Here is a 22,962-nt window from a genome sequence, read left to right on the forward strand (position 1 = left end):
GGGGGAAAGGGGCCGGGTTGGGGTTACCCTGATGCCATGTCGGTCACCGCGCACGCGTACCTCGCCCGCCCCGGGCGACCCGCCGTGGTGGCGCGCACCCTCGACGAGCTGACCGGCCCCACCACCGGCATCGTCGAACTGCCGGTACGCCTGATGTGGAGCAGCGAACGCGCGTTCGACCTGGGCGATCCGGACGAGTTGCTCTGGATGTACGAGAACGTGCTGCGCGAGACCTCCCGGGTGGAGGACCTGCGCGAGCTGATCCACGCGGGCACGCTGCGCCGGTTGTGGCCCCTGCTCAACCTGCCCCGGGGCGTACGCCTGGCCTGGGAGGGCCGGCACCGGAGCCTGCGCCCGGCGTGACCCACCCGCACGACTTCTACCGGCAGGTGGCCCGGGTGGCGCTGACCGCCGCCGGCCCGCACCGCTTCGTGCTCGGCGGCGGGGTGGCGTGGGCCGCGCACGGTCTGGTCACTCGCCCCACCGAGGACGTCGACCTGTTCGCCGACGTGGAGGGCGCCGCCGCGGCGGCGGCCGACGGGGTACGCGCGGCGCTGGAACGGGCCGGCTACCGGGTGGCCGAGGTGGACCCGGGCGGGCTGGGCGAGGTGTTCGACGGATTCGACCGGGACCTGCGGGACTTCGTGGTGAGCCGGGACGGCCGGCAGATCCGGCTCAGCCTGGCCCGCCTGGACCGGCACCGCAGCCCGGTGGTGATGGACCTCGGCCCGGTCATGGACGTCCGCGACCTGATCGCCAACAAGACCGCCGCGCTGGTGAACCGGCGGGAGGTACGCGACTACATCGACGTGTCCGCCGCGCTGGACCGGTACACGGTCGCGGAGCTGCTGGAGCTGGCCCGGCAGGTCGACCCGGCCCTCGACGACGAGGACGTGCGCGCGGCGGGCCGCTACCTCGACGGGCTGGCCGACCGCCGGTTCACCCGCTACGGCCTGGACGCGCCGCGGATCGCCGAGGTACGCCGCCGGATGGCCGCCTGGCCCCGCTGACCGGGGTCGCCCACGAATCGGAACGACCCCGGCAGGTGCCGGGGACCAGACGGACAGCGGCCAGAACGGACGGCGGCCAGCAGGGACCGGGCGGCCCCTCACTTCGTCGGGCGGCCACCCGTGACGCCGAGGATCTCGCCGGTGACGTAGCTGGACTCCTGCGAGGCGAAGTAGACGTACGCGGGCGCCAGCTCGGCCGGCTGACCGGGACGGCCCAGCGGCGTGTCGGTGCCGAACTGCTTGACCTTCTCCTCCGGCATGGTGGCCGGGATCAGCGGAGTCCAGATCGGGCCGGGCGCGACCGCGTTGACCCGGATGCCGCGCTCGGCCAGGTTCTGCGCGAGCGCCTTGGTGAAGTTGGCGATGGCGGCCTTGGTGGTGGCGTAGTCGAGCAGCTGCGGCGACGGGTCGAACGCCTGGATCGACGAGGTGTTGATGATCGTCGAGCCTTCCTTCATGTGCGGCACCGCGAACTTGCAGAGCCAGAACATGGCGTACACGTTGGTCTTGAAGACCCGGTCGAACTGCTCGGTGGTGATGTCGAGCAGACCGTTGTCCTGCGACATCTGGAAGGCCGCGTTGTTGACCAGGATGTCGACGCCGCCGAGGTCGCGTACCGCCTGGTCGACGAGCGCGCGGCAGTTGGCCTCCTCGCGCAGGTCGTACTGGACGGCGACGCCCTTGCGTCCGGCCTGCTCGATCTGGCTGACCGTCTCCCGCGCGTCCTTCTCCTCCTCGTCGCCGAGGTAGGTGACGAGGACGTCGGCGCCCTCGCGGGCGAAGGCGATCGCGACGGCCCGGCCGATGCCGGAGTCGCCGCCGGTGATGATCGCCCGCTTGCCGGTGAGCCGGTCGCTGCCCCGGTACGACTCCTCGCCGTGATCGGGCTTCGGCCCCATCTCCTGCTCGCTGCCGGGCGGCGTCTGCTGCTGCGCCGGCTGTCCCTCGCTCTGTCCGTACTGCTCGGCCGGGTGCTGCTGGGTGAACTGGTCCTCGCTCATGGATGCGCCCCTACCCCGGTGACCGGCGCGAAAACAGCAGCCTGTGACCGGAAGGGAAACAATTCGGGCCGGTGTGGCGCACGCGACATCTGGTGGTTATGGTGCGCAACGGCGCCCACGAGGCGCGTACCCCCATTCGGAAAGGCACCTCATGACCTCCTCCTCCGGCGCCTCCCGGCGCCAGGTGCTGGCAGTTGCGGCCGCCGCCGCAACCGCTCCCCTGCTGGCCGGCGCGCCCGCCGAGGCGAAGCCGAAGCCGAAGACCTGGGACCTGACGATCCTCGGCACGTCGGACACCCACGGCAACGTCTACAACTGGGACTACTACAAAGACGCCGAGTTCGACGACAGCAAGCACAACGACGTCGGCGTCGCGAAGCTCGCCACCCTCGTCAACCAGATCCGCGCCGAGCGCAAGGGCAGGGCCACGCTGGTCCTGGACGCCGGCGACACGATCCAGGGCACGCCGCTGGCCACCTACTACGCCAAGCAGGAGCCGATCACCAGCACCGGTGAGACGCACCCGATGGCCCGCGCCATGAACGTGCTCAAGTACGACGCCGTGACGCTCGGCAACCACGAGTTCAACTACGGCCTGCCGCTGCTGGCGACCTGGATCGAGCAGCTCGGCTTCCCGGCGCTGGCCGCGAACGCGCTCAACGCCAGGACCGGCAAGCCGGCGTTCCTCCCGTACGTGATCAAGGAGGTCAAGCTCGGCGGGCACGGCGCGCCGAAGCTGCGCGTGGGCATCCTCGGCCTGACCAACCCCGGCGTGGCCATCTGGGACAAGGGCAACGTCGAGGGCCGCCTGGTCTTCGCCGACATGGTCGCCACCGCCGCGAAGTGGGTGCCGGAGATGCGCCGCCGCGGTGCCGACCTGGTCGTCATCTCCGCCCACGGCGGGGACAGCGGCACCTCCAGCTACGGCCCGGAGCTGCCGAACGAGAACCCGACCGCGCTGATCGCCGAGCAGGTGCCCGGCATCGACGCGATCCTGTTCGGCCACGCGCACAACGAGGTGCCGGAGAAGTTCGTCACCAACCTCACCACCGGCGAGCGGGTCCTCACCTCCGAGCCGTCGAAGTGGGGCCAGCGGCTGACCCGGATGGACTTCACGCTGGCCCGGGAGAAGGGCCGCTGGACGGTCACCGCCAAGTCGGCCACCACGCTCAACACCAACACTGTGGTCGAGGACCCGGCGGTGCTCGCGGCCGTGCGCGGCCAGCACGCCAAGACCGTCGAGTACGTCAACCGGGTCGTCGCCCGGTCCAGCGTGGAGCTGTCCGCCGCCGAGTCGCGGTACAAGGACACGCCGATCCTGGACTTCATCAACCACGTCCAGACCGAGGTGGTCACCGAGGCCCTCGCGGGCGGCGAGTACGCGGGCCTGCCGGTGCTGTCCATCGCCGCGCCGTTCAGCCGTACCGCGGTGTTCCCGCAGGGCGACGTGCGGATCCGCGACGTGGCGGGCCTCTACGTGTACGACAACACGCTGGAGGCGGTCGTGCTGACCGGCGCCGAGGTGAAGGCGTACCTGGAGTACTCGGCGAGGTACTTCGTCACGCTGCCGGCGGGCGCGCCGGTGAACCCGGAGACGATCAGCGACCCGGCGGTGCCGGACTACAACTATGACGTGTTCTCCGGCGTCGACTACGACATCGACATCGCCAAGCCGGTCGGCCAGCGGATCACCCGCCTGGTGCTGGCCGGCACCGACACCCCGGTCGCGGCGGACGCCCGGTTCGTGGTGGCGGTGAACAACTACCGGCGCAGCGGCGGCGGCAACTTCCCGGGCATCGTGAAGACCCAGGTCTACAACGCCCAGCAGGAGATCCGCCAGCTGCTCATCGACTGGGCGCAGGCCAAGGGCGTCATCGACCCGGCCGACTTCTTCGTGCCCAACTGGAAGCTGGTACGCGAGGGCGTGCCGGTCTTCTGACCGTGACGCGACGGGGTCCGGGCCGGTGTCCGGGCCCCGTCAGCCACCGGCGCGCAGGTGCCACTCCGACTCCCCGCCGACCGGCTCCGGGCGGTCCGGCGGGAACTCGGTCTCGGCGGCCTCGATCCGCTCCTCCGGGCGTACCCGGGCCGGCAGTTCGCCGAAGCGGACGTGCCGCAGGAACGCGTACTCCTGGTCGGTGAACGACTCTGCCGGTTCGCTCATGACCGCATTGTGCGCCTGCCCGGCCTGTCTCCGCATCAACCGCCAGGGCACGGGTATGCCGCCGCGACGACCGTCGGCGACGAGGTGGAGGAGACATGCGCGCAGTACGGATGACCGCACCCGGTGTGCTGGAGCACGCGGAGGTGCCCACGCCGCAGGCCGGCCCCGGTGAGGTGCTGCTGCGCGTCGGCGCGGTCGGCGCCTGCCACTCCGACCTGCACATCCTCGACGCGCCGGAGGGCGTGTTCCCGATTCCGATGACGCTCGGGCACGAGATCGCCGGCACCGTCGACACGGTCGGCGCCGGGGTGGACGGCTGGTCGCCCGGGGACCGGGCCGCGGTCTACGGCATCATCGGCTGCGGCCGTTGCCGGGCCTGCCTGCGGGGTGAGGAGAACCGCTGCCGGGTCATCCCGGTCGGCGGCATCGGGCTCAGCCGTGACGGCGGGCTGGCCGAGTACGTGGTGGTGCCCGCGTCCCGGCTGCTGCCGGTCGGCGACATGGACATGACCCAGGCGGCGCCGCTGACCGACGCCGGGCTGACCCCGTACCACGCGGTGGAGCTGGCCCGGCCCCGGCTGCGACCCGGCACCTCCTGCGTGGTGATCGGCATCGGCGGGCTGGGGCACATGGGGTTGCAGATCCTGCTCGCCACCACCGCGGTCCGGATCATCGCGGTGGACACGAACACCGCCGCGCTGGACCTGGCCGGGCGCCTCGGCGCCCACCACGTGGTGCAGGCCGGCCCGGACGCGGTGGACAAGATCCGCGAGCTGGTCGGGCCGGCGCCGGACGGCGCGGACGTGGTGCTCGACTTCGTCGGCGCGCAGCCCACGCTGGACACCGCCCGGCAGGTGGTCGCCACCGGCGGTCAGATCCTGCTGGTGGGCCTGGCCGGCGGCACGCTGCCGGTGCGGCCGGTCGCCGACGAGCCGCCGCCGGTGCCGCTGGAGACCGGTGTGGTGGTGCCGTTCTGGGGCACCCGGGCCGAACTGCACGAGGTGATCGCGCTGGCCCGCGCCGGCCGGCTGCACGCCGACGTGCAGACGTTCCCCCTCGCGGAGGCGCCGCAGGCGTACGAGGCGCTGCGCCGGGGCGACGTACGGGGGCGGGCCGTCATCGTCCCCTGAGCGGGGGCAGCCGGTCGAGCATCGCCAGGCCGGCGCGTACGGGCCGCCGGTCGAGCACCTCGGCGAAGCTCGCCCGGCCCTGGCAGAACCGGACGAACATCCGCCAGCCGGGCGGGCTCGCGAGCATCGCGTGGAACACGTCGGGCCGCCGCTCGAACGTCTCCAGCAGCCGGTGCCCGGCGCGCATCTCCGGTACGAGCCGCCGGTCGACCTCCCGGGCGTACGCGTCGAGGTCACCGGCGGCCACCGCCTCCCCGGCCAGCCGGCCCGAGCGCAGCGCGTAGCTGATCCCCTCCCGGCTCCACGGTTCCAGCAGCCCGGCGGCGTCCCCGGCGACCAGCGCCCGGCCGTGCCGCAGCGGGGAGTCCCCGGTCCGGCAGCGGGTCAGGTGACCGGAGTCGTGCTCCGGGGTCACCCCGGACAGGCCGAGCCGGTCGGTGAAATCGCGCAGGTAGGCGCGGGTCCGCTCGCCGTCCCCTCGGGCGGAGATGACACCGACGGTGAGGCGGTCGCCCTTGGGGAAGACCCACGCGTAGGAGCCGGGCAGCGGCCCCCAGTCGAGCAGCACCCGGCCGCGCCAGCGGTCCCGTTCGGCGCCGTCCACCGGCAGTTCCAGTTCCAGGCCGAGGTCGACCTGGCGGAAGCGGACACCGACGTGCCGTGCCGTCACGCCGGACGAGCCGTCCGCGCCGATCACGGCCCGGGCGCGTACCGTCTCACCGCCGGCCAGGCGCAGGCGTACCTCGTCGGGGTCCTGCTCGATCGCGCGGACCGCGACGCCCTCGCGGACCTGCGCCCCGGCGGCGACGGCGGCGGCGCGCAGCCGGTCGTCGAGCTCCTCCCGGCGGATCATGGTGACCAGCGGCGCCGGGTGCCGCCGGGTGAACGCGCGTCGCCCGTCGCGGGTGAACGTGACCCGGTCGACCCGGTCGTGGGCGGGCACCTCCACGCGGTCGTCGATCTCGGCCAACGAGGCGCCGATCAGGCCGCCGCCGCAGGTCTTGTACCGGGGATGGGTGGCCCGTTCGACCACGAGCGTGCGCACACCGGCCCGGGCCGCGGCATGGGCGGCGGAGAGTCCGGCGGGCCCGCCGCCGACCACGACGAGATCCATGATCACGGGTGCAGCCTAGGGCACCGCCGTGCCGCACCGCCCGGTACGACAGTCGTTCGGGTGAGCATCATCGCCGGCCGTCCGGGTAACCGCGGACCGTCGGCCGTCCGCGGGTCGGGCGGTCCACGCCGAGGAGGGAAGCGATGCCTCAGGTCCAGCTGTCTGCGGTCGAGGAACGGGTCTACCAGGCGGTGTCCGCGCTGGAGGTGCAGGGGCACGTCCCCTACCCGGACCTGATCGCCCAGGAGACCGGGATGACCGAGGAGGAGCTGCGCGAGCCGCTGCACTCGCTGACCGAGCGGGGGCTGCTGCACCGCGAGGACTCCCCGATGTCCGGCCTGGACTTCGGACCCCGCTGGTGCGCGCGCCAGATGGCGTGATCGGGTCGTTTGCCCCACCGGGCACCGGGTAGCGATCGGAGTCGGGTGATCGACGGTCAGTGGGGGGCACGATGAGCGAGGGCCGGTCGTCGACGCCGGTGCAGGACACCGGGTACGACGGCCGGCGCCGCTGGCGCGCGCTGAGCGTCGGCCTGATCGCGGCGTTCATGACGCTGCTGGACGTCAGCATCGTCAACGTCGCGGTGCCGTCGATCGACCGTGCGTTGCAGGCCACGCCGAGCGACCTGCAGTGGGTGCTGTCCGGGTACGCGCTGACGTTCGGCCTGGTGCTCGTGCCGGCCGGGCGGTTCGGCGACGCGCGCGGGCGGCGTACGGCGTTCGTGGTCGGGGTGGGCCTGTTCACGCTCACCAGCGCGCTCGCCGGGCTGGCCCGTTCGCCGGAGTGGCTGGTCGTCGCCCGGCTCGTCCAGGGTGCCGCCGCAGGTGTGGTGAACCCCCAGGTCAGCGGCATGATCCAGGAGTTGTTCCGGGGCGCGGACCGGGGCCGGGCGTTCGGGCTGCTGGGCGCGACGATCGGCATCTCCACCGCCGTGGGTCCGCTGCTCGGCGGGCTGCTCATCCAGCTCGGCGGCGCCGAGCACGGCTGGCGGTGGGTGTTCTTCGTGAACATCCCGGTCGGGATCGTGGCGATGCTGCTCGGCTGGCGGCTGATGCCGACCCGGCCGACCAACCCCGCCGGACGCGGCCGGCTCGACCCGCTCGGCGTGCTGCTGCTCGGCGCCGGGGTGACGGTGATCCTGCTGCCCCTGGTGCAGCGGGAGCAGTGGCGGGGCCCGGGCAAGTGGCTGCTGATCCCCGCCGGCCTGCTGCTGCTCGCCGGGTTCGCGCTCTGGGAGCACCGGTACGCCCGGCGCGCCCAGCCCTTGTTCGACCTGCGGCTGTTCACGGTGCGCTCGTACACGCTGGGCGCGCTGATCGGCCTGATCTACTTCGCCGGGTTCACCGCGATCTTCTTCATCTTCACGCTCTATCTCCAGATGGGGCTCGGCTACAGCGCGCTCGTGGCGGGCCTGGCGATCACCCCGTTCGCGCTCGGTTCGGCGCTCGCCTCCGCGCTCGGCGGCCGGGTGGTCACCCGCTACGGCCGTCCGCTCGTCGCGATCGGGCTGCTGGCCGTGGTGGCCGGGCTGGTCGCGACAGACCTGGTGCTGGCCGGCGGGCCGCACGAGAACGTACCGCTGCGGACCGCGCTGCCGTTGCTCGTCGCCGGGCTGGGCAGCGGCCTGGTGATCGCGCCGAACCAGACGCTCACGCTGTCCGAGGTGCCGGTGCCGATGGCCGGCAGCGGCGCCGGGATGCTCCAGACCGGCCAGCGCATCGGGTCGGCCGCCGGCATCGCCGCGGTGGGCGCGCTGTTCTTCTCGACGCTCGCCGCCGACCGCGGCGACTGGAGTACGGCATTCCGCCACTCACTGCTGCTCGCCGCCGGGATCGTCGTGCTGGCGCTCGGCGCCGCCGTGGCGGACATCGCGCTCGGTCACCGGCGCTCTGCGGGCCGCTCCTGATCGGCGGCGGGCAGCAGGACGGTGGTGAGCAGCCGCCGGGTGCGGCCGGGGCCGGGGCCGAGCGCCGCGTACTCGGCGAACAGGTCGCGGAACCGGGTGACGAACTCGGCGGTCTCGGCGTCGGTGGCGTGGAACGCGTTCTGCCGGTAGCCGGCCACGTCGCGGGCCAGGTCGGTGTCGCCGCGGTCGAGGTAGCCGTCGAAGTCGGCGAGCAGGCCCGCCACGAAGGTGAGGAACGCCTGGCGGTGCCGCTGCGGACTCATGGCCCGGGCCTCGTCCGGGTCCACCGACGCGGCGGCCTCGTGGAGCCGGTAGCTGCGCTCGACGGCGCCGCGGGCCCGCCGCTCCCCCACCGTGTGCAGCACGCCGTGGTCGGCGAGCGTGGCGACCTGCCGGTAGAGCGTGGCCGGTGGCACGTCGCTCAGCTCGGTGCGCAGGTCGGTGGTGGTGAGCGTGCGGCCGCCCAGGAACGCCTGGACGATCCGCAGCCGGACCGGGTGCATCAGCAGCTCCACGGTGTCGAGTGCCACTGTGGCTCCCCTTTTGTTATCGCCCCCGGTAATGTTCTCAGCAACGATAACAGAACTGAGGAGTTCGCCGATGGCCACCATCGACCTCACCCCCGACCGCCTCGACGTCCGGCTCACCACCGCCGAGAAGGTCTGGGCCCTGCGCGGCGACCTGTCGTTCCCCCGCTCCGCCGTCAGCGGCGCCGTCGTCGTACCGGACGGCGCCCGCGCCACCCGCGGCATCCGGGCGCCCGGACTCGGCGTGCCCCGCACGCGCAACGTCGGCACCTGGCGCGGCAAGGCCGGCAAGGAGTTCGTCAGCGTCCGCGGCGGCCAGCCGGCCGTCCGCATCACCCTCACCGGCCAGGCGTACGACTCCCTGCTCATCGGCGCCGACGACGCAACCGCCCTGGCCGCCGCGGTGCTGCGGTGACCGTCGACCGCGCGCTCACCGTCGACAAGGACCTCCAGACCGACCCGGCGGACCTGGCGGCGCAGCACGTGGGTGACATCCGGCAGCACCCGGGTCTGTACCGGTCCGCCCGCGTGCGCGGCGAAGCAGCCGCTGGACCCGTCGGTGGTCGAACCGGTGCTGTCGTGGCTCGCCGCGCACCGCGGCTGAGGGCACACGAGAGGCCGGCACCCGATCCGGGTGCCGGCCTCTCGTCAGGTCTTACTTGTTCCAGTGCTCGGCGACGATCTCGGCGGCCTGCTGCTCCCACTGCGCGTACGCGTCGGGGTAGGCGCTGACCTGCACGGTCTGCGCGGCCTCGGTCAGCGGCATGTCCTGCCAGCCGTCGACCTGCTTGAGGCCCTTGAGGAACGCCAGCGTCGAGTACTCGGGGTCGGTGATCTGCTCCGGCGTGCCCCAGCCGCTGGACGGCCGCTGCTGGAACAGGCCCAGCGAGTCGTGGTCGTTGCGGTCACCCAGGTGACCCAGGTTCTCCAGCTTCGACTCCTGCAGCGCGGTGGCGATCGAGACGACCGCGGCGCGCTCCGGCAGGCCCGCCTTCTTGGTGGCCGCGATGATGGCCTTGGCGTTGGCGAGCTGCTCGTCGTTCAGGTCCACGTGCGACTGCGCGCCCTGCGGGCTCACGCCCTGGACCGCGACGGCGGCCGGCGTGGTGGTCTCCGCCGCGTGGGCGGCGACCGGACCGGCGAACACGCCACCGGTGAAGGCGAGACCGGCGATACCGAGGATGCTCTTGCGCAGGATCGTGTTCATGATGGGCTCCGTTCGGGGGTCGACGCATCCGGGGGGTGGACGCGTGGGCACCGTCAGGCGCTCAAGGGGATCTCGGGGGTCCGGCAGCGCGGGGCGTGCCGGGTGCATCTGCAACGACCGGCCGCCGGGGGTTGTTCCCTCCGGGGCGCTCGGCCGCGCCGCTCCGGTCGCGCACCGGGTTACAACGCCACCCGCCCGGCCCCGATTCCGCCTGCGGAGTGCCGCCGACCACTGCCGGACCGGACACCGCGCCCACACTCCCCACCGCCCCGCCGATCTCGGCGTTGCGGCGTCCCGGATGTCCGGTACACGAGGTCTGCGAGGTGCCATCACTCCAAGACCGACGAGAACGGCCGGCCCCGGGAAAGGGGCCGGCCGGTTCTGTTGGTGTCGGATTACCAGACCTGCTGGACGATGTCCGCCGCCTGCTCCTCCCACTGCGCGTACGCGTACGGGTAGGCGGACACCTGGACCGTCTGCGCGGCGGTGGTCAGCGGCAGCTCGTGCCAGCCGCCGACGTTCTTCAGCGCGTTGAAGAACGCCTTGCTGGAGTAGTCCGGGTCGGTGATCTGCTCGGACGTGCCCCAACCGGACGACGGGCGCTGCTGGAACAGGCCCTCCGAGTCGTGGTCGTTGTACGTCCCGAGGTGACCCAGGTTGTACAGCTTCGACTCCTGCAGCGAGGTCGCGACGCCGATCACGGCGCCCCGCTCCCCCACGCCCGTCTCCTTGGCCGCCTCGACGATGGCCTTGGCGTTGTCGAGCTGCGCGTCGTCGAGCGGGATGCGCGACTGCGCGCCCTCGACGCCGTGCGGCACGAGCTTCTCCTTGGCCGGCCGGTCGGCCCTGGTCGGCACCTTGTCCAGGCCGGTGGTCTGTCCGGGCTTCACCGTCTCGGTGGAGGTCTTCTTACCGGTGGCCAGGTCGATGGCGGCCTTGGCACCGGCGTGCGGCCCGCTGGTGACCGGCGCGGCCACGGCGACGGGGCCGACGGCCAGGCCGCCCAGTACGGCCACCCCCGCCACGCTCAGCGCGGCACGGCGGTTACGGGAGACGGCGGCGGTCTTCGCGACGGCGGTCTTCGCGATGGCGGGGAGCCATCGAGTGAAGTGCTGCTTCACGATGGTTGCCCTTTCGATCGTTACGACGCGCTCCGGGGTGAGCGCCCCTCGAGGGACTACCGCCGGGTAGGTGTTTGGGTTCCGGCGGTACGGGGGACACAACGAGCCCACTGTGTCGGTCATTCCGGAAATGCCGGGCAGAGCCGAGGCTGCGGTCCAGGTCACACGGGATTCCGGGCAGCAGGGTCGTGCCTACGGCGGACCGGGACGATCAGGCCGGAACGCCGAACCTGACCAGCACGTGCCAGAGCTGCTTGAGGTGCTGGAGCGTCACCGCGGACGGTCCCCGGTCGGCCCAGCGCTGCGGGTCGCGTACCACCGAGGCGGCGGCGCGGCCGACGAGCGCCGCGTGCAGCGGCTCCCCCGGGCGGGCGAACTCGGCGGCCACCCGTACGGCGAGCGGCGGGATGTCGGGGCCGCGGAAATCGGCGTCCACGCCGTCGACAGGCAGCACGAAGCCGGGGTGGAAGCGCAGCGTCAGGCCGTGCCGCCCGGCGATGCCCTCCAGGCGCCGCCCCACATCGGTGCCGCGGAACGACGGGTCCACCACGAGCGCCTCGACGTCGCGGGCGAGGCTGATCTCGCCGTGCACCTGCGCCTCGATGTAGTCGTCCAGCGCCCGGCCGACCCGCCCGGACTCCCGTTCCCGGCGGCGCAGCAGCGTCCGCAGCAGCGCGCCGGTGTCCATGCCGGCCACGCCCAGGGCGACGCCGGTGCCGGCGGTGGCGGTCAGCAGCGCCGCGAACACCGGCTCGAAGACGTCGACGGTGCCGAACTCGGTGGGCTCGACGTGGCTGTCACCGAAGCTGAACGTGGCCCGGGCCAGCACCTCCGGGCGCAGCCGCAGGTGGCAGGAACCGAACCGGGGGCACGCGCCGTCGGCGTGGTCGAGCAGGTTCAGGCCGCCGTACTTCGGGCGCTCCGCCGGGGGCACGCCGGGACGCTGGTACGCGCCGCCGAACATCGCCTGCTCCCAGACGTCCCGGTCGCCGCCCGGGTACGCGGTCAGTCCGCCGTTGGAGATGCCGGTCTCGAACTGGCTGCGGTAGACGCCCTCCTCGTCCAGCGCCTCGACCACTGTGCGGCCGTCCCGCAGCAGCCGGTCGGGGTGGAAGTTGAGCGTCAGGCACCCGTACCCGGTCACCGCGGCGACGACCTCCTCGTACCGGTACGTGGCGTCCGAGGCGGCGAGGTGACCGGCGATGACGGCGAGCGCCGCCGGGCGGTCGCGCAGCGCGACGTCGCGGACGTGGCGCAGCGCGGCGGACTGGGCGTCGGTGAGGGTGGCGACGGGCATGGGCCCGAGTATCACCGGACGGGAGGCCGCCCGGCCACGCGGTTTTCTTCGCCTGCGACGGGTCCGGCCGCGACCAGACGCGCGAGCGGGCCCGGACCGGATCATCCGGCCGGGCCCGCTCGGGCGGGTGTCCTCAGTGGCCCCGGGCGATCCACTCGTCCAGGTGCGGCGCCTCGGCCCCGATCGTGGTGTCGTCGCCGTGCCCGGTGTGCACCACCGTCTCCGGCGGCAGCGTGAGCAGCCGGGTACGGATCGACTCGACGATGGTGCCGAAGTCGCTGTACGACCGCCCGGTCGCGCCCGGTCCACCGGCGAACAGGGTGTCGCCGGTGAAGACCGTGCCCAGGTCGGGGGCGTACAGGCTGCACGCGCCGGGGCTGTGGCCGGGCGTGTGCAGCACCCGGAGCGTGGTCCCGCCGACGGTGAACGTCTGCCCGTCGGTCAGCTCGCCGTCCGGTGCCGTGTCCGGGTGCACCATGTCCCACAGCACCCGGTCGGCCGGGTGCAGCAGCACCGGCGCGCCGGTGGCCCGGGCCAGCTCGGGCGCGACCCGGACGTGGTCGTCGTGGGCGTGGGTGGCGATGACCGCCAGCACCCGCCGGTCACCGATGACCTCGCGGATGGCCGCCACGTCGTGCGGCGCGTCGAGGACGACGCACTCGGCGTCGTCGCCGATCACCCAGACGTTGTTGTCCACGTCGAACGTCTGGCCGTCGAGCGAGAACGTGCCGGAGGTGACGGCGTGGTCGACGCGGGCGGTCACGGGAAGACCACCACCGAGCGCAGCACGTCGCCGTGGTGCATCCGGGCGAACGCCTCCTCGACCTGGTCGAGGGCGATCTCCTCGGTGACGAACGCGTCCAGGTCCAGCCGGCCCTGCCGGTACAGCTCGGTCAGCATCGGGAAGTCGCGGCTGGGCAGGCAGTCGCCGTACCAGCTGGACTTGAGCGCGCCGCCGCGGCCGAAGACGTCCAGCAGCGGCAGGTCGACAGTCATCTCCGGGGTCGGCACGCCGACCAGCACGACGGTGCCGGCCAGGTCGCGGGCGTAGAACGCCTGCTTCCACGTCTCCGGACGGCCGACCGCGTCGATCACCACGTCGGCGCCGAAGCCGCCGGTGGCCTCCCGGATGGCCTCCACCGCGTCGGCCTCGGAGGCGTTGACGGTGTGGGTGGCGCCGAACTTGCGCGCCCAGTCGAGCTTGCGGGAGTCGGTGTCCACCGCGATGATCGTGGTCGCGCCGGCCAGGGCCGCGCCGGCCACCGCCGCGTCGCCGACGCCGCCGCAGCCGATCACCGCCACCGAGTCGCCCCGGGTCACGTTGCCGGTGTTCATGGCCGCGCCGAGACCGGCCATCACGCCGCAGCCGAGCAGGCCGACCGCCGCCGGCCTGGCCGACGGGTCGACCTTCGTGCACTGCCCGGCGTGCACCAGCGTCTTCTCGGCGAACGCGCCGATGCCGAGCGCGGGGGTCAGCTCGGTGCCGTCGGTGAGCGTCATCTTCTGCGTGGCGTTGTGGGTGGCGAAGCAGTACCACGGTCGGCCGCGCCGGCAGGCCCGGCACTGCCCGCAGACCGCGCGCCAGTTGAGCACCACGAAGTCGCCGGGCGCCACGTCGGTGACCCCGTCGCCGACCTGCTCCACGACGCCGGCGGCCTCGTGGCCGAGCAGGAACGGGTAGTCGTCGTTGATGCCGCCCTCGCGGTAGTGCAGGTCGGTGTGGCAGACGCCGCACGACTGGATGCGGACCACCGCCTCGCCCGGCCCCGGGTCCGGCACCACGATGGTGGTGACCTCCACGGGCGCGCCCTTGCGCCGCGACACGACTCCCCGGACTTCCTGGCTCACGGTGCCTCCTTCGTTGCGTGCGTCTGCACCCAGAACCTACCGCTGATCATGACCCCCGAACCAATGAAGCCCGGCGGATTGTCCTGGTCATGACCGGGTACCCGGTGTGCCGGTTCTACCAGGTGGGACGGGAGTGATCATGAGGCTGTCGCATGCGCCGCTGCGGGTCGCCATCGGCGCGTACATCCTGAACTCGGGGCTGGGCAAGCGGACCCTGGAGGGCGAGGCCGCCGCGGGCATGCACGGCATGGCGGCCGGCGCGATGCCGCAGCTGCGGCAGATCCCGCCGGACCGGTTCGCCGTGCTGCTGTCCCGGGGCGAGATGGCGCTCGGCGCGGCGTTGCTCGCCCCGTTCGTCCCGTCGCTGCTGGCCGGCGCGGCGCTCACCGCGTTCGGGGCCGGGCTGGTGCAGCTCTACCTGAAGACGCCGGGCATGCGCGAGGGCAGCAGCCTGCGGCCGAGCCAGGCGGGCATCGGCCTGGCCAAGGACGTGTGGCTGGTCGGCGCGGGGCTGACGCTGGTGCTCGACTCGCTGGTCCGCCACCGGCACTGAGCCGCCGAGCCGAAGCCACGCCGGGCCGCCCGCGCACCGCCGGGCCATCCGCGCACCGCCGGGCTGCCCGCGTACTCAGGCCGCCGCCGGGACCGAGGCGGCGGCCCGCTCGTCGGCGAGCCGGCGGCGGGCGGCGTTGCGGTAGCGCAGCACCTGCGCCGCGCCGAGCGCCCAGAGCAGGAACTGCACGGCGAACGCCCAGCGGAACGCGGACAGCGGCGGCGCGTCGTGCCCGGCCGGGGTGGCCAGGTCGAGCACCAGGCCGACGGCCAGGATCAGCACGATCGAGGCGGCGAAGCCGCCCACGTTGACGATGCCGGTGGCGCTGCCGATGCGGTGCACCGGGTTGAACGAGCGGGCGTAGTCGAACCCGATCATCGAGCCGGGGCCGTTGACCGCGAGCACCACCACGAGCGCCACCAGCAGCGCGTGCGGCGCCCGGCCGGGCCAGGCGAGCACCACCGCCCACATCCCGGCGGTGGCGGCGGTGATGGCGAAGACCAGCACCGAGCGGTGGAAGGGGTAGCGGGCGCAGAGGTGCGCGAGCACCGGCCCGCACACGAGCGTCACCATCGTCATGACGGTGAGCAGCCCGGCCGCCGCGGTCGGCGAGAAGCCCTGTCCCTGCACCAGGAACGGGTAGCCCCACAGCAGCGCGAACACCGAGCCGGAGAACTGGGTGACGAAGTGCGTCCACAGGCCCAGCCGGGTGCCCGGCTGGGCCCAGGCCTCGGCGAGCCGGCGGCGCACGGTGGCCAGGTCGGGGGCGAGGGCGGTGGCGTGCTCGGCATGCGGGGTGTCGCGGACCGCGACGAGGATCAGCAGCACCACTGTCGCGCCGAGCGCCGCGGCGGTCAGGAACGCCGGGGTCCAGCCCGCGCGGTGCAGCAGCAGCACCAGGGGTACGGCGCCGAGCACCGCGCCGAGCTGACCGACGGTGCCGGTGAGCTGCACCAGCAGCGGATTGCGCCGGCCGGGGAACCAGAACGCGACGATGCGCAGCACACTGATGAACGTCATCGCGTCACCGAGGCCGACGAGCACCCGGGCGGCGACCGCGAGCGGCACGTCGCCGGCGACGGCGAACATGACCTGCCCGGCCACCATCAGCGCGCCGCCGGCCAGCAGCAGCCGGCGCGAGCCGTAGCGGTCCAGCAGCACCCCGACCGGGATCTGCATGACGGCGTAGACGGCGAGCTGGGCGACGGAGAACGTGGCGAGCGCGGCGGCGTTGATGTGGAAACGCTCCGCCGCGTCGACCCCGGTGACGCCGAGCGAGCTGCGGTGGAACACGGCCGTCAGGTACGCGGTCAGCGCCACCGCGTACACCAGGGCGGCGGGCCGGCGAGCCGCGCTCACCGCAGCGATCCGAGCATCCGCGCGGCGGTGTCGATGTGCGCGGCGACCGCGTCGTGCCACGCCTGCGGGTCGTCGCCGTCGAGCGCGGCGAGCTGCCCGGCGTGCTCGGTGAGGGCGACCTCGGCCCAGCCGGGCGAGAGCCGGAAGCTCGCCTCGCCCATACGCAGCTGCCGGTCGCGCAGCCGGTGGTACAGCTCGGCGAGGATCTCGTTGCCGGTCGCCTCGACCACGGCGGCGTGGAACGAGCGGTCGGCGGCCATCAGCGCGGTGAGGTCACCGGCGGCGTGCGCGCGGCGCATCTCGTCCAGCCGGCGGGCCAGGTCGGTGCGCAGCTCGGCGCGGCGCGGCCAGACCCGGTCGGCGGCGTGCAGCTCGACCAGGCGGCGGGCCTCGATGACGTCGGCGATCTCCCGGGCCGACACCGGCCGGATCAGCGCGCCGCGCTTCGGGTAGAGCTTGACCAGCCCTTCGGTCTCCAGCCGCAGCAGCGCCTCCCGGACCGGGGTCCGGGACACGCCCGTCGCCTCGGCGATCTCGCCCTCGCTGACGAGCTGGCCGCCCGGGTAGACCTGTTCCAGGATGGCCTGCTTGAGGTGCCGGTACGCCCGCTCGGCGGCGGACGGCGCGACCCGGCTGGGATGCGTCATGTATCTAAGCTTGCTCCCCGGGCCGTCCGGACGGTCCGGCGCGGGCGGGGACAGTGGCGCAGGCCACGGTCAGGCCCACAGCTCCCGCAGCAGCGCCTCCACCTCGGCGGTCCGCTCGATCTGCGGCATGTGCCCGGTGTCGCGGAACAGGTGGCTGCGCGCGTCCGGCAGCCGGGTGCGGGCGTACGCCAGATGCGCGGCGGGCAGGACCAGGTCGCGCTCGCCCCAGACGAGCAGCGTGGGCAGGTCGAGCGCGGCCACCGCGTCGAGCAGGTCGGCGCGCCACTGCGGGCGTACGCCGCGCCAGGTGCCCAGGTCGCGGACCAGCTCCAGCATCACCCGGGCCGCGTGCGGCTGCCCGGCCACGGCCAGCGCGCGGGCGATCCGCTCGTCGGTGACGTAGGCCGGGTCGAAGAAGATGGCCCGCTCGGTCCGGCGGATGATCCTCGGATCGGGGCGCAGCAGCAGGCGGGCCAGCGGGCGTACCGCCAGCAGCCGCAGCGCCACAGTCACCTCGCGGCCGAAGCCGGCGCTGTTGAGCAACGCCAGGCTGGCGACGCGCTGCGGCACGTCGGCGGCCAGCCGCATGGCCACGGCCCCGCCGAGGGAGTTGCCGACCAGGTGCGCCGGGCCGGTCACCCCGGCCGCGTCCAGGAACCGGGCCACCGCGGCGGCCAGGGCCGGGAGCGTGTGCGGGCCGTCCAGCGGCGCGGAGCCGCCGTGCCCGGGCAGGTCCACCGCGAGCACCAGGTGGTCCCGGGCCAGCGCGGCGTGCAGGGCGGTGAAGTCGTCGAGGGTACGGCCGATGCCGTGCAGCAGCACCACGGGCGGCCCGTCGCCGCTGATCCGGCACCGGGTACGCCGTCCGTCGACGGTGCGCTCGTCGGCCGGGGGCAGGGCGAGCGTCACGCCCGGCGTCCGGGCTCCGGCGCGGCCTCCTCGCCGGCCCGGGGAGAGGGCACCGGCACGGCGGCCGGCGTCTCGGTGGGCGGAGCTGCGGACTCCTCAGCGGGCTGAGACGCGGGCGTCTCGGCGGGTGGAGCGGCGGGCGTCTCGGCGGGCCGGGCCGGGCGCTGGCGCATGCCCAGGGCCAGCACCCTGCCGTAGCCGGCGGGGGCGACGCGGGCGAGCAGGTCGGGCACCTTCGCCGACCAGCCGATCAGCACCCGGCCGCGGCGTCGCTGCGCGCCGCGCAGGATCACCTCGGCGGCGGTCGCCGGGTCGATGGTGAGCAGCTTCTCGAACTGCTTGCGCCCGGCCTCGTACTCGTCGAGGGCCACGCCGCTGCCGACGCGGGCGCTGGCCGCGATCCGGGTGCGGATGCCGCCCGGGTGCACCGAGGTGACACCGATGCCGTCGTCGACGAGTTCGTGGCGCAGCGCCTCGGTGAAGCCGCGCACGGCGAACTTGCTCGCCGAGTACGCGGCCTGCCCGGCGGGTGCGATCAGGCCGAACAGGCTGGACACGTTCACCAGGTGGGCGCCGGGCTCGGCCTTGAGCGCGGGCAGCAGCGCGTGGGTCAGACGTACCACCGCCCGGAAGTTGATCTCGATGACCCAGAGGAACTCGTCCAGGGTGACCTGGTCGAAGCGCCCGCCCAGCGCCACGCCGGCGTTGTTGATGAGCAGCCGGATCCGGGGGTGCGCGCGGTGGATCTCGGCGGCGACCCGGTCGGTGGCGTCGGCGTCGGCCAGGTCGACCAGGTGGGTCTGGACCTGCCGGTCGGGGTACGCGGCCCGGATCGCGGCGACGGTGGCGGCGAGGCCGTCGGCGTCCCGGTCGAGCAGCACCAGGTCGGCGCCGCGCCGGGCCAGCCCGTGGGCCAGCGCCGCGCCGATGCCGCTTGCGGCGCCGGTGAGCACCGCCGTGCCGCCGGGGAAGACGAGGTCACGCATCGGTTCCTCCGGAGCTGGTCGTGGCGGCCGGGGCGGTGGCGGGCGCGCCGGCGCGGTCGAACCGTACGCCGTCGGTGAGCGGGCCGTGCCGCATCAGGCGTACGTCGCGGGGGTAGTTCTGGTGCAGCCGCCACGGCGCCTGCGGCCCCTGCTTGGGCAGCTGGTCGACGGCGCGCAGCACGTAGCCGGACTGCAGGTCGATGATCGGCACCAGGTCGTCGGTGTCCGGCGCGAGCGGCGTGACGATCTGCCGGCCGGTGTCGTCGAGGTGGCGCAGCAGCCGGCAGACGTACGTGGCGACGAGGTCGGCCTTGAGCGTCCAGGAGGCGTTGGTGTAGCCGATGGTCATGGCGAAGTTCGGCACGCCGGAGAGCATCATGCCCTTGTAGGCCACCGTCGAGGCGAGGTCGACGTCGGCGCCGTCGACGTTCAGGGTCATGCCGCCGAGCGCGAGCAGGTTGAGGCCGGTGGCGGTGACCACCACGTCGGCGGGCAGTTCCTCGCCGGAGGCGAGCCGGATGCCCCGCTCGGTGAACGTGTCGATGGTGTCGGTCACCACCGAGGCGCGGCCGGCGCTGAGCGCGGCGAACAGGTCCCCGTCCGGCACGACGCAGAGCCGCTGGTCCCAGGGGTTGTAGCGGGGCGAGAAGTGCCTGTCGACGTCGTACCCGGACGGGAGCCGGCCCTTCGCGGCCCGGCGCAGGAACCGCTTCACCACGCCGGGGGCGCGGCGGCTGAGCTGGAAGTTGGCCACGCCGAGCGTGACGTTCTTCCACCTGGCCACCGCATAAGCGGCCTTCGGGGACAGCCAGCGCCGCGCGGCGTCGGCGAACGGGTCACGCGAGGGCAGCGCGATCACGTACGTGGGTGAGCGCTGGAGCATGGTGACGTGGGCGGCCCGCTCGGCCATGGCCGGGACCAGGGTGACAGCTGTGGCGCCGCTGCCGATCACCACCACCCGCTTGCCGGTGTAGTCCAGGTCCTCGGGCCAGTGCTGCGGGTGCACGAGCGTGCCGGCGTACCGTTCGACGCCGGGCAACCGCGGCGTGTAGCCCTCGTCGTAGCGGTAGTAGCCGGAGTTGGTGAACAGGAACCCGCAGGTGATGGTGACGTCCTCGCCGGTGTCGTCGCGGTGGGCGTGCACGGTCCAGCGCGCGGTGGTGCTGTCCCACTCGGCGCGTACCGCCCGGTGGTGGAAGCGGATGTGCCGCTCCACGTCGTACTCGCGGGCGGTCTGGCGAACGTACGCCCGGATGGAGTCGCCGTCGGCGATCGCCTTCGGGTCGGTCCACGGCTTGAACGAGTAGCCGAGGGTGTACATGTCGGAGTCGGAGCGGATGCCCGGGTAGCGGAACAGGTCCCAGGTGCCGCCGATGGCGCCCCGGGCCTCCAGCACCGCGTAGGTCTTGCCGGGGCACTCGCGTCCGAGGTGGACGGCGGCGCCGATGCCGGACAGGCCGGCCCCGACGATGAGGACGTCGACGTGGTCTGCGGCCATCGCTTCTCCCGTTCGCACCGGCGGTGGACCGGACACTATCCATCGCCGTCGACCGCAGTCAACACCGTGTCGAGTCGAATCGACACAGTGTCGAGCGGGTGTAGCATCAGCCGACATGACGACCGCCCGTACGCCGACCGGCGCCGCGCCGACGCGCGGGCGGCGGGCCGGCCGGTCCACCGGCGACGAGCGGGAGACCGCGATCCTGGCCACGGCCGAGCGGTTGCTGACCCAGCGTCCCTTCGCCGACATCTCCATCGACGACCTGGCCCGCGGCGCGGGGATCTCCCGGCCCACGTTCTACTTCTACTTCCCGTCCAAGAACGCGGTACTGCTCACGCTGCTCGACCGCGTCACCGAGGAGGCCGACGCCGCCGCCGGGGGCGTGTTCGAGCGGCTCGCCGAGGATCCGCGCGCCCACTGGCGGGAGCTGATCGCCCGGTTCCACGCCACGTTCGGCGGGCACCGGGACGTGGTGCTGGCCTGCGCCCAGGTGCGCGGCACCAACGCCGAGGTACGGCGGCTCTGGGCCGAGGTGCTGGAACGCTGGGTCCGCGCGGTGCAGGCCGCGATCGAGGCCGAACGCGCCCGCGGCGCGGCCCCGGACGGGCTGCCCGCCCGGGACCTCGCCATCGCGCTCAACTCGATGAACGAACGCGTCTGGTACGCCACGTTCGCCGGGGACGGCCCGGCGGTGGCCGAGCGCGACGTGGTCGACGTGCTGCTCGACGTGTGGCTGACCGCGATCTACCGGACCACCACGCCGCCGGTCACGCCGTCCGGCGGAACTCCATGACCCAGTTGGTCTCCCAGGTGCGCTCCCCGTCGGTGGAGAACGCCTGTTCCCACCGGCAGGAGACCGGGGTGATCGCCGACCAGCGGAACCGGCAGCGCACCGGCCGCCCCTCGTCGGTGTCGTCGGCGTAGAACTCACCGACGCCGTCGGTGAACCGGCCCACCACTGGCGGCTGCTCCAGCACGCCCCGCGCGCTGTGCATCCAGTAGATCGACCACAGCCCGGTCGCCGGGTTCAGGACGCGCACCGAGGAGCCGGAGAAACCCCGGCTCGGGCAGCGCATCTCGTCGAAGCTGCCCGCGCCGTCGAAGAACGAGCGCGCCTCGCTGACGCCGGCGAACTCGTCCCAGTCGTCGCCGCCGACGTGGCGCTGCCGCAGGCGCCGGTTGGTCACGTCCCAGGTGCCGACGAGGAAGTCGAAGTCGCCCATCAGAACCCCACCGGCCCCTCGGCCCGGGTGTCGGCCAGGTAGCCGGCCACGTCCGGCCGGTCCGGCGCGAGCACGTGCCGGATCCAGGCGGTGCGCTCGTGTTCCAGCACGCCCAGTTCCCAGACGCAGCCGACGCCGGGGCGGGTCAGGTCGACGAAGTGCGCCGGGTCGTCGTCCGGGCAGTCCAGCGCGGGCTGCCCGGCGATCGCGATGCGGCACTCGACCACGTTGTCGAAGAACCAGCTGTACGCCAGCAGGTATGCCCCGGTGTCCGCGCCCCGGTGCAGCACCACCCAACCGGCCGGCGGGGTGGAGCCGTCCGGGCCGGGCAGCAGCTTCGGAAGGTACGCGTACGCGGCGTCGACCACCCGCGGTTCGAGGCGACGGTCCGGCTGGTCCATGTGGTAGCGCTTGACGTGCCGGCCGCCGACCTCGACGGTCCCCGGAACGGTCAGCTCCTTGTCGTGAAAAGCCATGCGGGCACGGTAGGACCGCTCCCCTGACAGTTAGTGTCAGTGGAATGCGGGCCAGTCGACTCCTGTCCATCCTGCTGCTCCTCCAGGCGCACGGCCGGCTCACCGCCGCCGACCTGGCCGCCCGCCTCCACGTGTCGGCGCGCACCGTCTACCGGGACGTGGAGGCGCTGCACGCCGCCGGCATCCCGCTGTACGGCGAGGCCGGACACGACGGCGGCTACCGGCTCGTGGAGGGCTGGCGGACCCGGCTGACCGGGCTGACCGCCGAGGAGGCCGACCGGCTGCTCTTCGCCGGGCTCCCCGGACCCGCCGCCGAGCTGGGCTACCAGTCGGTCGTCACCGCCGTACAGCTCAAGCTGCGGGCCGCGCTGCCCGCGCCGCTGGCCGACCGGGCGGCCCGGCTGGAGCAGCGGTTCCACCTGGACACACCGGGCTGGTACTCCGACGGCGACCCGTCGCCGCACCTGACCGAGGCCGCCGAGGCGGTGTGGCGGCAGCACCGGGTCCGGGTGCGCTACCGGGGCTGGCGGGGCGAGACGACCCGGGTCCTCGAACCGTACGGGCTGGTGCTCAAGGGCGGGCGCTGGTATCTGGTCGCCGCCCGGCCGGACCGCGCCGACCCGGCCACCTACCGGGTCAACCAGATCCTCGACCTGACCCCGCTGGACGAGCCGTTCGAGCGGCCGGAGTTCGACCTGCCGGCCTGGTGGCGCGCGCACGTGGTGGAGTTCCGGGCCGGTCTGCACCGCGACGAGGCGCGGATCCGGCTGTCGCCGCGCGGGTTCGCCCGGCTGCGCGAGGTGGGCAGCGACGTGGTGGTGGCCGCCGCGGAGGCGAGCGCCGGCCCGCCCGACAGCGCCGGCTGGGTGCACGCGGTCATCCCGATCGAGTCGCTCACCCACGCCCACGGCGACCTGCTCCGGCTCGGCGCCGAGGTGGAGGTCCTCTCCCCCGCCCCGCTGCGCGCCCGCCTGTCCGAAACC

26 protein-coding genes are annotated in these 22,962 nt (G+C 73.6%); 10 read left to right on the forward strand and 16 right to left on the reverse strand.

What is annotated here, in order from left to right:
• The first annotated feature begins 36 nt into the window (after positions 1 to 36).
• Positions 37 to 363 carry a hypothetical protein gene (locus F8279_RS21505; RefSeq protein ID WP_091426857.1) on the forward strand — a complete coding sequence of 109 codons (327 nt, stop codon included), beginning with the start codon at positions 37 to 39 and terminating at the stop codon, positions 361 to 363.
• Complete coding sequence (locus F8279_RS21510) at positions 360 to 1,010, forward strand: nucleotidyl transferase AbiEii/AbiGii toxin family protein (protein WP_151500869.1); 651 nt, start codon at positions 360 to 362, stop codon at positions 1,008 to 1,010. Before F8279_RS21505 ends, F8279_RS21510 begins: the two co-directional genes overlap by 4 nt.
• A 98-nt stretch (positions 1,011 to 1,108) precedes the next feature.
• Here the strand turns inward: F8279_RS21510 and F8279_RS21515 are convergent, their stop codons facing one another.
• Positions 1,109 to 2,011 (reverse strand): SDR family oxidoreductase, encoded by a 903-nt coding sequence (locus tag F8279_RS21515; protein ID WP_151500870.1) that lies wholly within the window; start codon positions 2,009 to 2,011, stop codon positions 1,109 to 1,111.
• A 151-nt stretch (positions 2,012 to 2,162) separates the two neighbouring features.
• On the opposite strand from F8279_RS21515, the gene F8279_RS21520 reads away from it, so the two are divergent.
• Positions 2,163 to 3,950, forward strand: coding sequence for a bifunctional UDP-sugar hydrolase/5'-nucleotidase (locus F8279_RS21520; protein ID WP_151500871.1), 1,788 nt, complete (start codon positions 2,163 to 2,165; stop codon positions 3,948 to 3,950).
• A gap of 39 nt (positions 3,951 to 3,989) precedes the next feature.
• Here F8279_RS21520 and F8279_RS21525 read toward each other — a convergent pair whose 3' ends face one another.
• Entirely contained in the window at positions 3,990 to 4,175 is a 186-nt protein-coding gene (locus tag F8279_RS21525; protein ID WP_225853359.1) for a hypothetical protein, read from the reverse strand.
• A gap of 95 nt (positions 4,176 to 4,270) precedes the next feature.
• On the opposite strand from F8279_RS21525, the gene F8279_RS21530 reads away from it, so the two are divergent.
• Positions 4,271 to 5,305: an NAD(P)-dependent alcohol dehydrogenase gene (locus tag F8279_RS21530; RefSeq protein ID WP_091426846.1), complete on the forward strand. Its 1,035-nt coding sequence runs from the start codon at positions 4,271 to 4,273 to the stop codon at positions 5,303 to 5,305.
• On the opposite strand, the gene F8279_RS21535 is transcribed toward F8279_RS21530, so the two are convergent.
• A complete protein-coding gene (locus F8279_RS21535) occupies positions 5,292 to 6,419 on the reverse strand; it encodes a geranylgeranyl reductase family protein (protein ID WP_151500888.1) in 1,128 nt (375 codons plus the stop codon). The genes F8279_RS21530 and F8279_RS21535 overlap by 14 nt on opposite strands.
• A gap of 143 nt (positions 6,420 to 6,562) precedes the next feature.
• Here F8279_RS21535 and F8279_RS21540 point away from each other — a divergent pair, with 143 nt between their 5' ends.
• A complete protein-coding gene (locus F8279_RS21540; RefSeq protein WP_013286401.1) occupies positions 6,563 to 6,799 on the forward strand; it encodes a hypothetical protein in 237 nt (78 codons plus the stop codon).
• Between the two features lie 71 nt (positions 6,800 to 6,870).
• A complete protein-coding gene (locus F8279_RS21545) occupies positions 6,871 to 8,325 on the forward strand; it encodes an MFS transporter (RefSeq protein ID WP_091426844.1) in 1,455 nt (484 codons plus the stop codon).
• Here the strand turns inward: F8279_RS21545 and F8279_RS21550 are convergent.
• Entirely contained in the window at positions 8,298 to 8,855 is a 558-nt protein-coding gene (locus F8279_RS21550) for a helix-turn-helix domain-containing protein (protein WP_151500873.1), read from the reverse strand. The two genes, F8279_RS21545 and F8279_RS21550, sit on opposite strands and share 28 nt — an antisense overlap.
• Positions 8,856 to 8,925: 70 nt before the next feature.
• On the opposite strand from F8279_RS21550, the gene F8279_RS21555 reads away from it, so the two are divergent.
• A complete protein-coding gene (locus tag F8279_RS21555; protein WP_151500874.1) occupies positions 8,926 to 9,267 on the forward strand; it encodes a hypothetical protein in 342 nt (113 codons plus the stop codon).
• A gap of 240 nt (positions 9,268 to 9,507) precedes the next feature.
• Here F8279_RS21555 and F8279_RS21565 read toward each other — a convergent pair whose 3' ends face one another.
• The 5 genes from F8279_RS21565 to F8279_RS21585 all read right to left on the reverse strand — a co-directional run bounded on the left by F8279_RS21565 (position 9,508) and on the right by F8279_RS21585 (position 14,325).
• Positions 9,508 to 10,059 carry a hypothetical protein gene (locus F8279_RS21565; protein ID WP_151500875.1) on the reverse strand — a complete coding sequence of 184 codons (552 nt, stop codon included), beginning with the start codon at positions 10,057 to 10,059 and terminating at the stop codon, positions 9,508 to 9,510.
• Between the two features lie 395 nt (positions 10,060 to 10,454).
• Positions 10,455 to 11,180 carry a hypothetical protein gene (locus F8279_RS21570; protein WP_175438871.1) on the reverse strand — a complete coding sequence of 242 codons (726 nt, stop codon included), beginning with the start codon at positions 11,178 to 11,180 and terminating at the stop codon, positions 10,455 to 10,457.
• A 211-nt stretch (positions 11,181 to 11,391) separates the two neighbouring features.
• The gene (locus F8279_RS21575; RefSeq protein ID WP_225853360.1) at positions 11,392 to 12,477 is read right to left on the reverse strand and encodes a DUF3626 domain-containing protein; all 1,086 of its coding nucleotides are present in this window, start codon (positions 12,475 to 12,477) and stop codon (positions 11,392 to 11,394) included.
• A 133-nt stretch (positions 12,478 to 12,610) separates the two neighbouring features.
• Positions 12,611 to 13,240, reverse strand: coding sequence for an MBL fold metallo-hydrolase (locus F8279_RS21580; protein ID WP_151500877.1), 630 nt, complete (start codon positions 13,238 to 13,240; stop codon positions 12,611 to 12,613).
• The gene (locus F8279_RS21585) at positions 13,237 to 14,325 is read right to left on the reverse strand and encodes an S-(hydroxymethyl)mycothiol dehydrogenase (RefSeq protein WP_151500878.1); all 1,089 of its coding nucleotides are present in this window, start codon (positions 14,323 to 14,325) and stop codon (positions 13,237 to 13,239) included. Before F8279_RS21585 ends, F8279_RS21580 begins: the two co-directional genes overlap by 4 nt.
• A gap of 139 nt (positions 14,326 to 14,464) precedes the next feature.
• On the opposite strand from F8279_RS21585, the gene F8279_RS21590 reads away from it, so the two are divergent.
• Positions 14,465 to 14,878, forward strand: a complete 414-nt coding sequence (locus tag F8279_RS21590) for a hypothetical protein (RefSeq protein ID WP_091427075.1) — start codon at positions 14,465 to 14,467, stop codon at positions 14,876 to 14,878.
• 75 nt (positions 14,879 to 14,953) lie between these two features.
• Here F8279_RS21590 and F8279_RS21595 read toward each other — a convergent pair whose 3' ends face one another.
• From F8279_RS21595 to F8279_RS21615, 5 genes are all read right to left on the reverse strand, one after another.
• Complete coding sequence (locus tag F8279_RS21595; RefSeq protein ID WP_151500879.1) at positions 14,954 to 16,237, reverse strand: nitrate/nitrite transporter; 1,284 nt, start codon at positions 16,235 to 16,237, stop codon at positions 14,954 to 14,956.
• Positions 16,234 to 16,884, reverse strand: coding sequence for a GntR family transcriptional regulator (locus tag F8279_RS21600; protein WP_151500880.1), 651 nt, complete (start codon positions 16,882 to 16,884; stop codon positions 16,234 to 16,236). Before F8279_RS21600 ends, F8279_RS21595 begins: the two co-directional genes overlap by 4 nt.
• A gap of 69 nt (positions 16,885 to 16,953) precedes the next feature.
• Positions 16,954 to 17,793: an alpha/beta fold hydrolase gene (locus tag F8279_RS21605; RefSeq protein WP_151500881.1), complete on the reverse strand. Its 840-nt coding sequence runs from the start codon at positions 17,791 to 17,793 to the stop codon at positions 16,954 to 16,956.
• Positions 17,790 to 18,779 (reverse strand): SDR family oxidoreductase, encoded by a 990-nt coding sequence (locus F8279_RS21610; RefSeq protein WP_151500882.1) that lies wholly within the window; start codon positions 18,777 to 18,779, stop codon positions 17,790 to 17,792. Before F8279_RS21610 ends, F8279_RS21605 begins: the two co-directional genes overlap by 4 nt.
• Positions 18,772 to 20,277, reverse strand: coding sequence for an NAD(P)/FAD-dependent oxidoreductase (locus F8279_RS21615; RefSeq protein ID WP_151500883.1), 1,506 nt, complete (start codon positions 20,275 to 20,277; stop codon positions 18,772 to 18,774). Before F8279_RS21615 ends, F8279_RS21610 begins: the two co-directional genes overlap by 8 nt.
• 115 nt (positions 20,278 to 20,392) lie before the next feature.
• On the opposite strand from F8279_RS21615, the gene F8279_RS21620 reads away from it, so the two are divergent.
• Positions 20,393 to 21,073 carry a TetR/AcrR family transcriptional regulator gene (locus F8279_RS21620; RefSeq protein ID WP_151500884.1) on the forward strand — a complete coding sequence of 227 codons (681 nt, stop codon included), beginning with the start codon at positions 20,393 to 20,395 and terminating at the stop codon, positions 21,071 to 21,073.
• Here F8279_RS21620 and F8279_RS21625 read toward each other — a convergent pair.
• Positions 21,048 to 21,503, reverse strand: a complete 456-nt coding sequence (locus tag F8279_RS21625) for a hypothetical protein (protein WP_151500885.1) — start codon at positions 21,501 to 21,503, stop codon at positions 21,048 to 21,050. The genes F8279_RS21620 and F8279_RS21625 overlap by 26 nt on opposite strands.
• The gene (locus F8279_RS21630) at positions 21,503 to 21,979 is read right to left on the reverse strand and encodes a hypothetical protein (RefSeq protein ID WP_151500886.1); all 477 of its coding nucleotides are present in this window, start codon (positions 21,977 to 21,979) and stop codon (positions 21,503 to 21,505) included. Before F8279_RS21630 ends, F8279_RS21625 begins: the two co-directional genes overlap by 1 nt.
• A 44-nt stretch (positions 21,980 to 22,023) precedes the next feature.
• On the opposite strand from F8279_RS21630, the gene F8279_RS21635 reads away from it, so the two are divergent.
• A partial coding sequence (locus F8279_RS21635; protein WP_151500887.1) for a YafY family protein occupies positions 22,024 to 22,962 on the forward strand: 939 nt, incomplete at its 3' end.

The organism is Micromonospora sp. AMSO1212t (genome assembly GCF_008868145.1).
Classification (GTDB): Bacteria; Actinomycetota; Actinomycetes; order Mycobacteriales; family Micromonosporaceae; genus Micromonospora; species Micromonospora tulbaghiae.

Excerpts from the sequence above, each read along its gene's own strand:
- F8279_RS21505 (WP_091426857.1), top strand. The coding sequence starts at position 37 with ATGTCGGTCACCGCGCACGCGTACCTCGCCCGCCCCGGGCGACCCGCC.
- F8279_RS21515 (WP_151500870.1), bottom strand. The coding sequence starts at position 2,011 with ATGAGCGAGGACCAGTTCACCCAGCAGCACCCGGCCGAGCAGTACGGA.
- F8279_RS21520 (WP_151500871.1), top strand. The coding sequence starts at position 2,163 with ATGACCTCCTCCTCCGGCGCCTCCCGGCGCCAGGTGCTGGCAGTTGCG.
- F8279_RS21525 (WP_225853359.1), bottom strand. The coding sequence starts at position 4,175 with ATGAGCGAACCGGCAGAGTCGTTCACCGACCAGGAGTACGCGTTCCTG.
- F8279_RS21530 (WP_091426846.1), top strand. The coding sequence starts at position 4,271 with ATGCGCGCAGTACGGATGACCGCACCCGGTGTGCTGGAGCACGCGGAG.
- F8279_RS21535 (WP_151500888.1), bottom strand. The coding sequence starts at position 6,419 with ATGGATCTCGTCGTGGTCGGCGGCGGGCCCGCCGGACTCTCCGCCGCC.
- F8279_RS21540 (WP_013286401.1), top strand. The coding sequence starts at position 6,563 with ATGCCTCAGGTCCAGCTGTCTGCGGTCGAGGAACGGGTCTACCAGGCG.
- F8279_RS21545 (WP_091426844.1), top strand. The coding sequence starts at position 6,871 with ATGAGCGAGGGCCGGTCGTCGACGCCGGTGCAGGACACCGGGTACGAC.
- F8279_RS21555 (WP_151500874.1), top strand. The coding sequence starts at position 8,926 with ATGGCCACCATCGACCTCACCCCCGACCGCCTCGACGTCCGGCTCACC.
- F8279_RS21565 (WP_151500875.1), bottom strand. The coding sequence starts at position 10,059 with ATGAACACGATCCTGCGCAAGAGCATCCTCGGTATCGCCGGTCTCGCC.
- F8279_RS21575 (WP_225853360.1), bottom strand. The coding sequence starts at position 12,477 with ATGCCCGTCGCCACCCTCACCGACGCCCAGTCCGCCGCGCTGCGCCAC.
- F8279_RS21590 (WP_091427075.1), top strand. The coding sequence starts at position 14,465 with ATGAGGCTGTCGCATGCGCCGCTGCGGGTCGCCATCGGCGCGTACATC.
- F8279_RS21600 (WP_151500880.1), bottom strand. The coding sequence starts at position 16,884 with ATGACGCATCCCAGCCGGGTCGCGCCGTCCGCCGCCGAGCGGGCGTAC.
- F8279_RS21610 (WP_151500882.1), bottom strand. The coding sequence starts at position 18,779 with ATGCGTGACCTCGTCTTCCCCGGCGGCACGGCGGTGCTCACCGGCGCC.
- F8279_RS21615 (WP_151500883.1), bottom strand. The coding sequence starts at position 20,277 with ATGGCCGCAGACCACGTCGACGTCCTCATCGTCGGGGCCGGCCTGTCC.
- F8279_RS21620 (WP_151500884.1), top strand. The coding sequence starts at position 20,393 with ATGACGACCGCCCGTACGCCGACCGGCGCCGCGCCGACGCGCGGGCGG.
- F8279_RS21625 (WP_151500885.1), bottom strand. The coding sequence starts at position 21,503 with ATGGGCGACTTCGACTTCCTCGTCGGCACCTGGGACGTGACCAACCGG.
- F8279_RS21630 (WP_151500886.1), bottom strand. The coding sequence starts at position 21,979 with ATGGCTTTTCACGACAAGGAGCTGACCGTTCCGGGGACCGTCGAGGTC.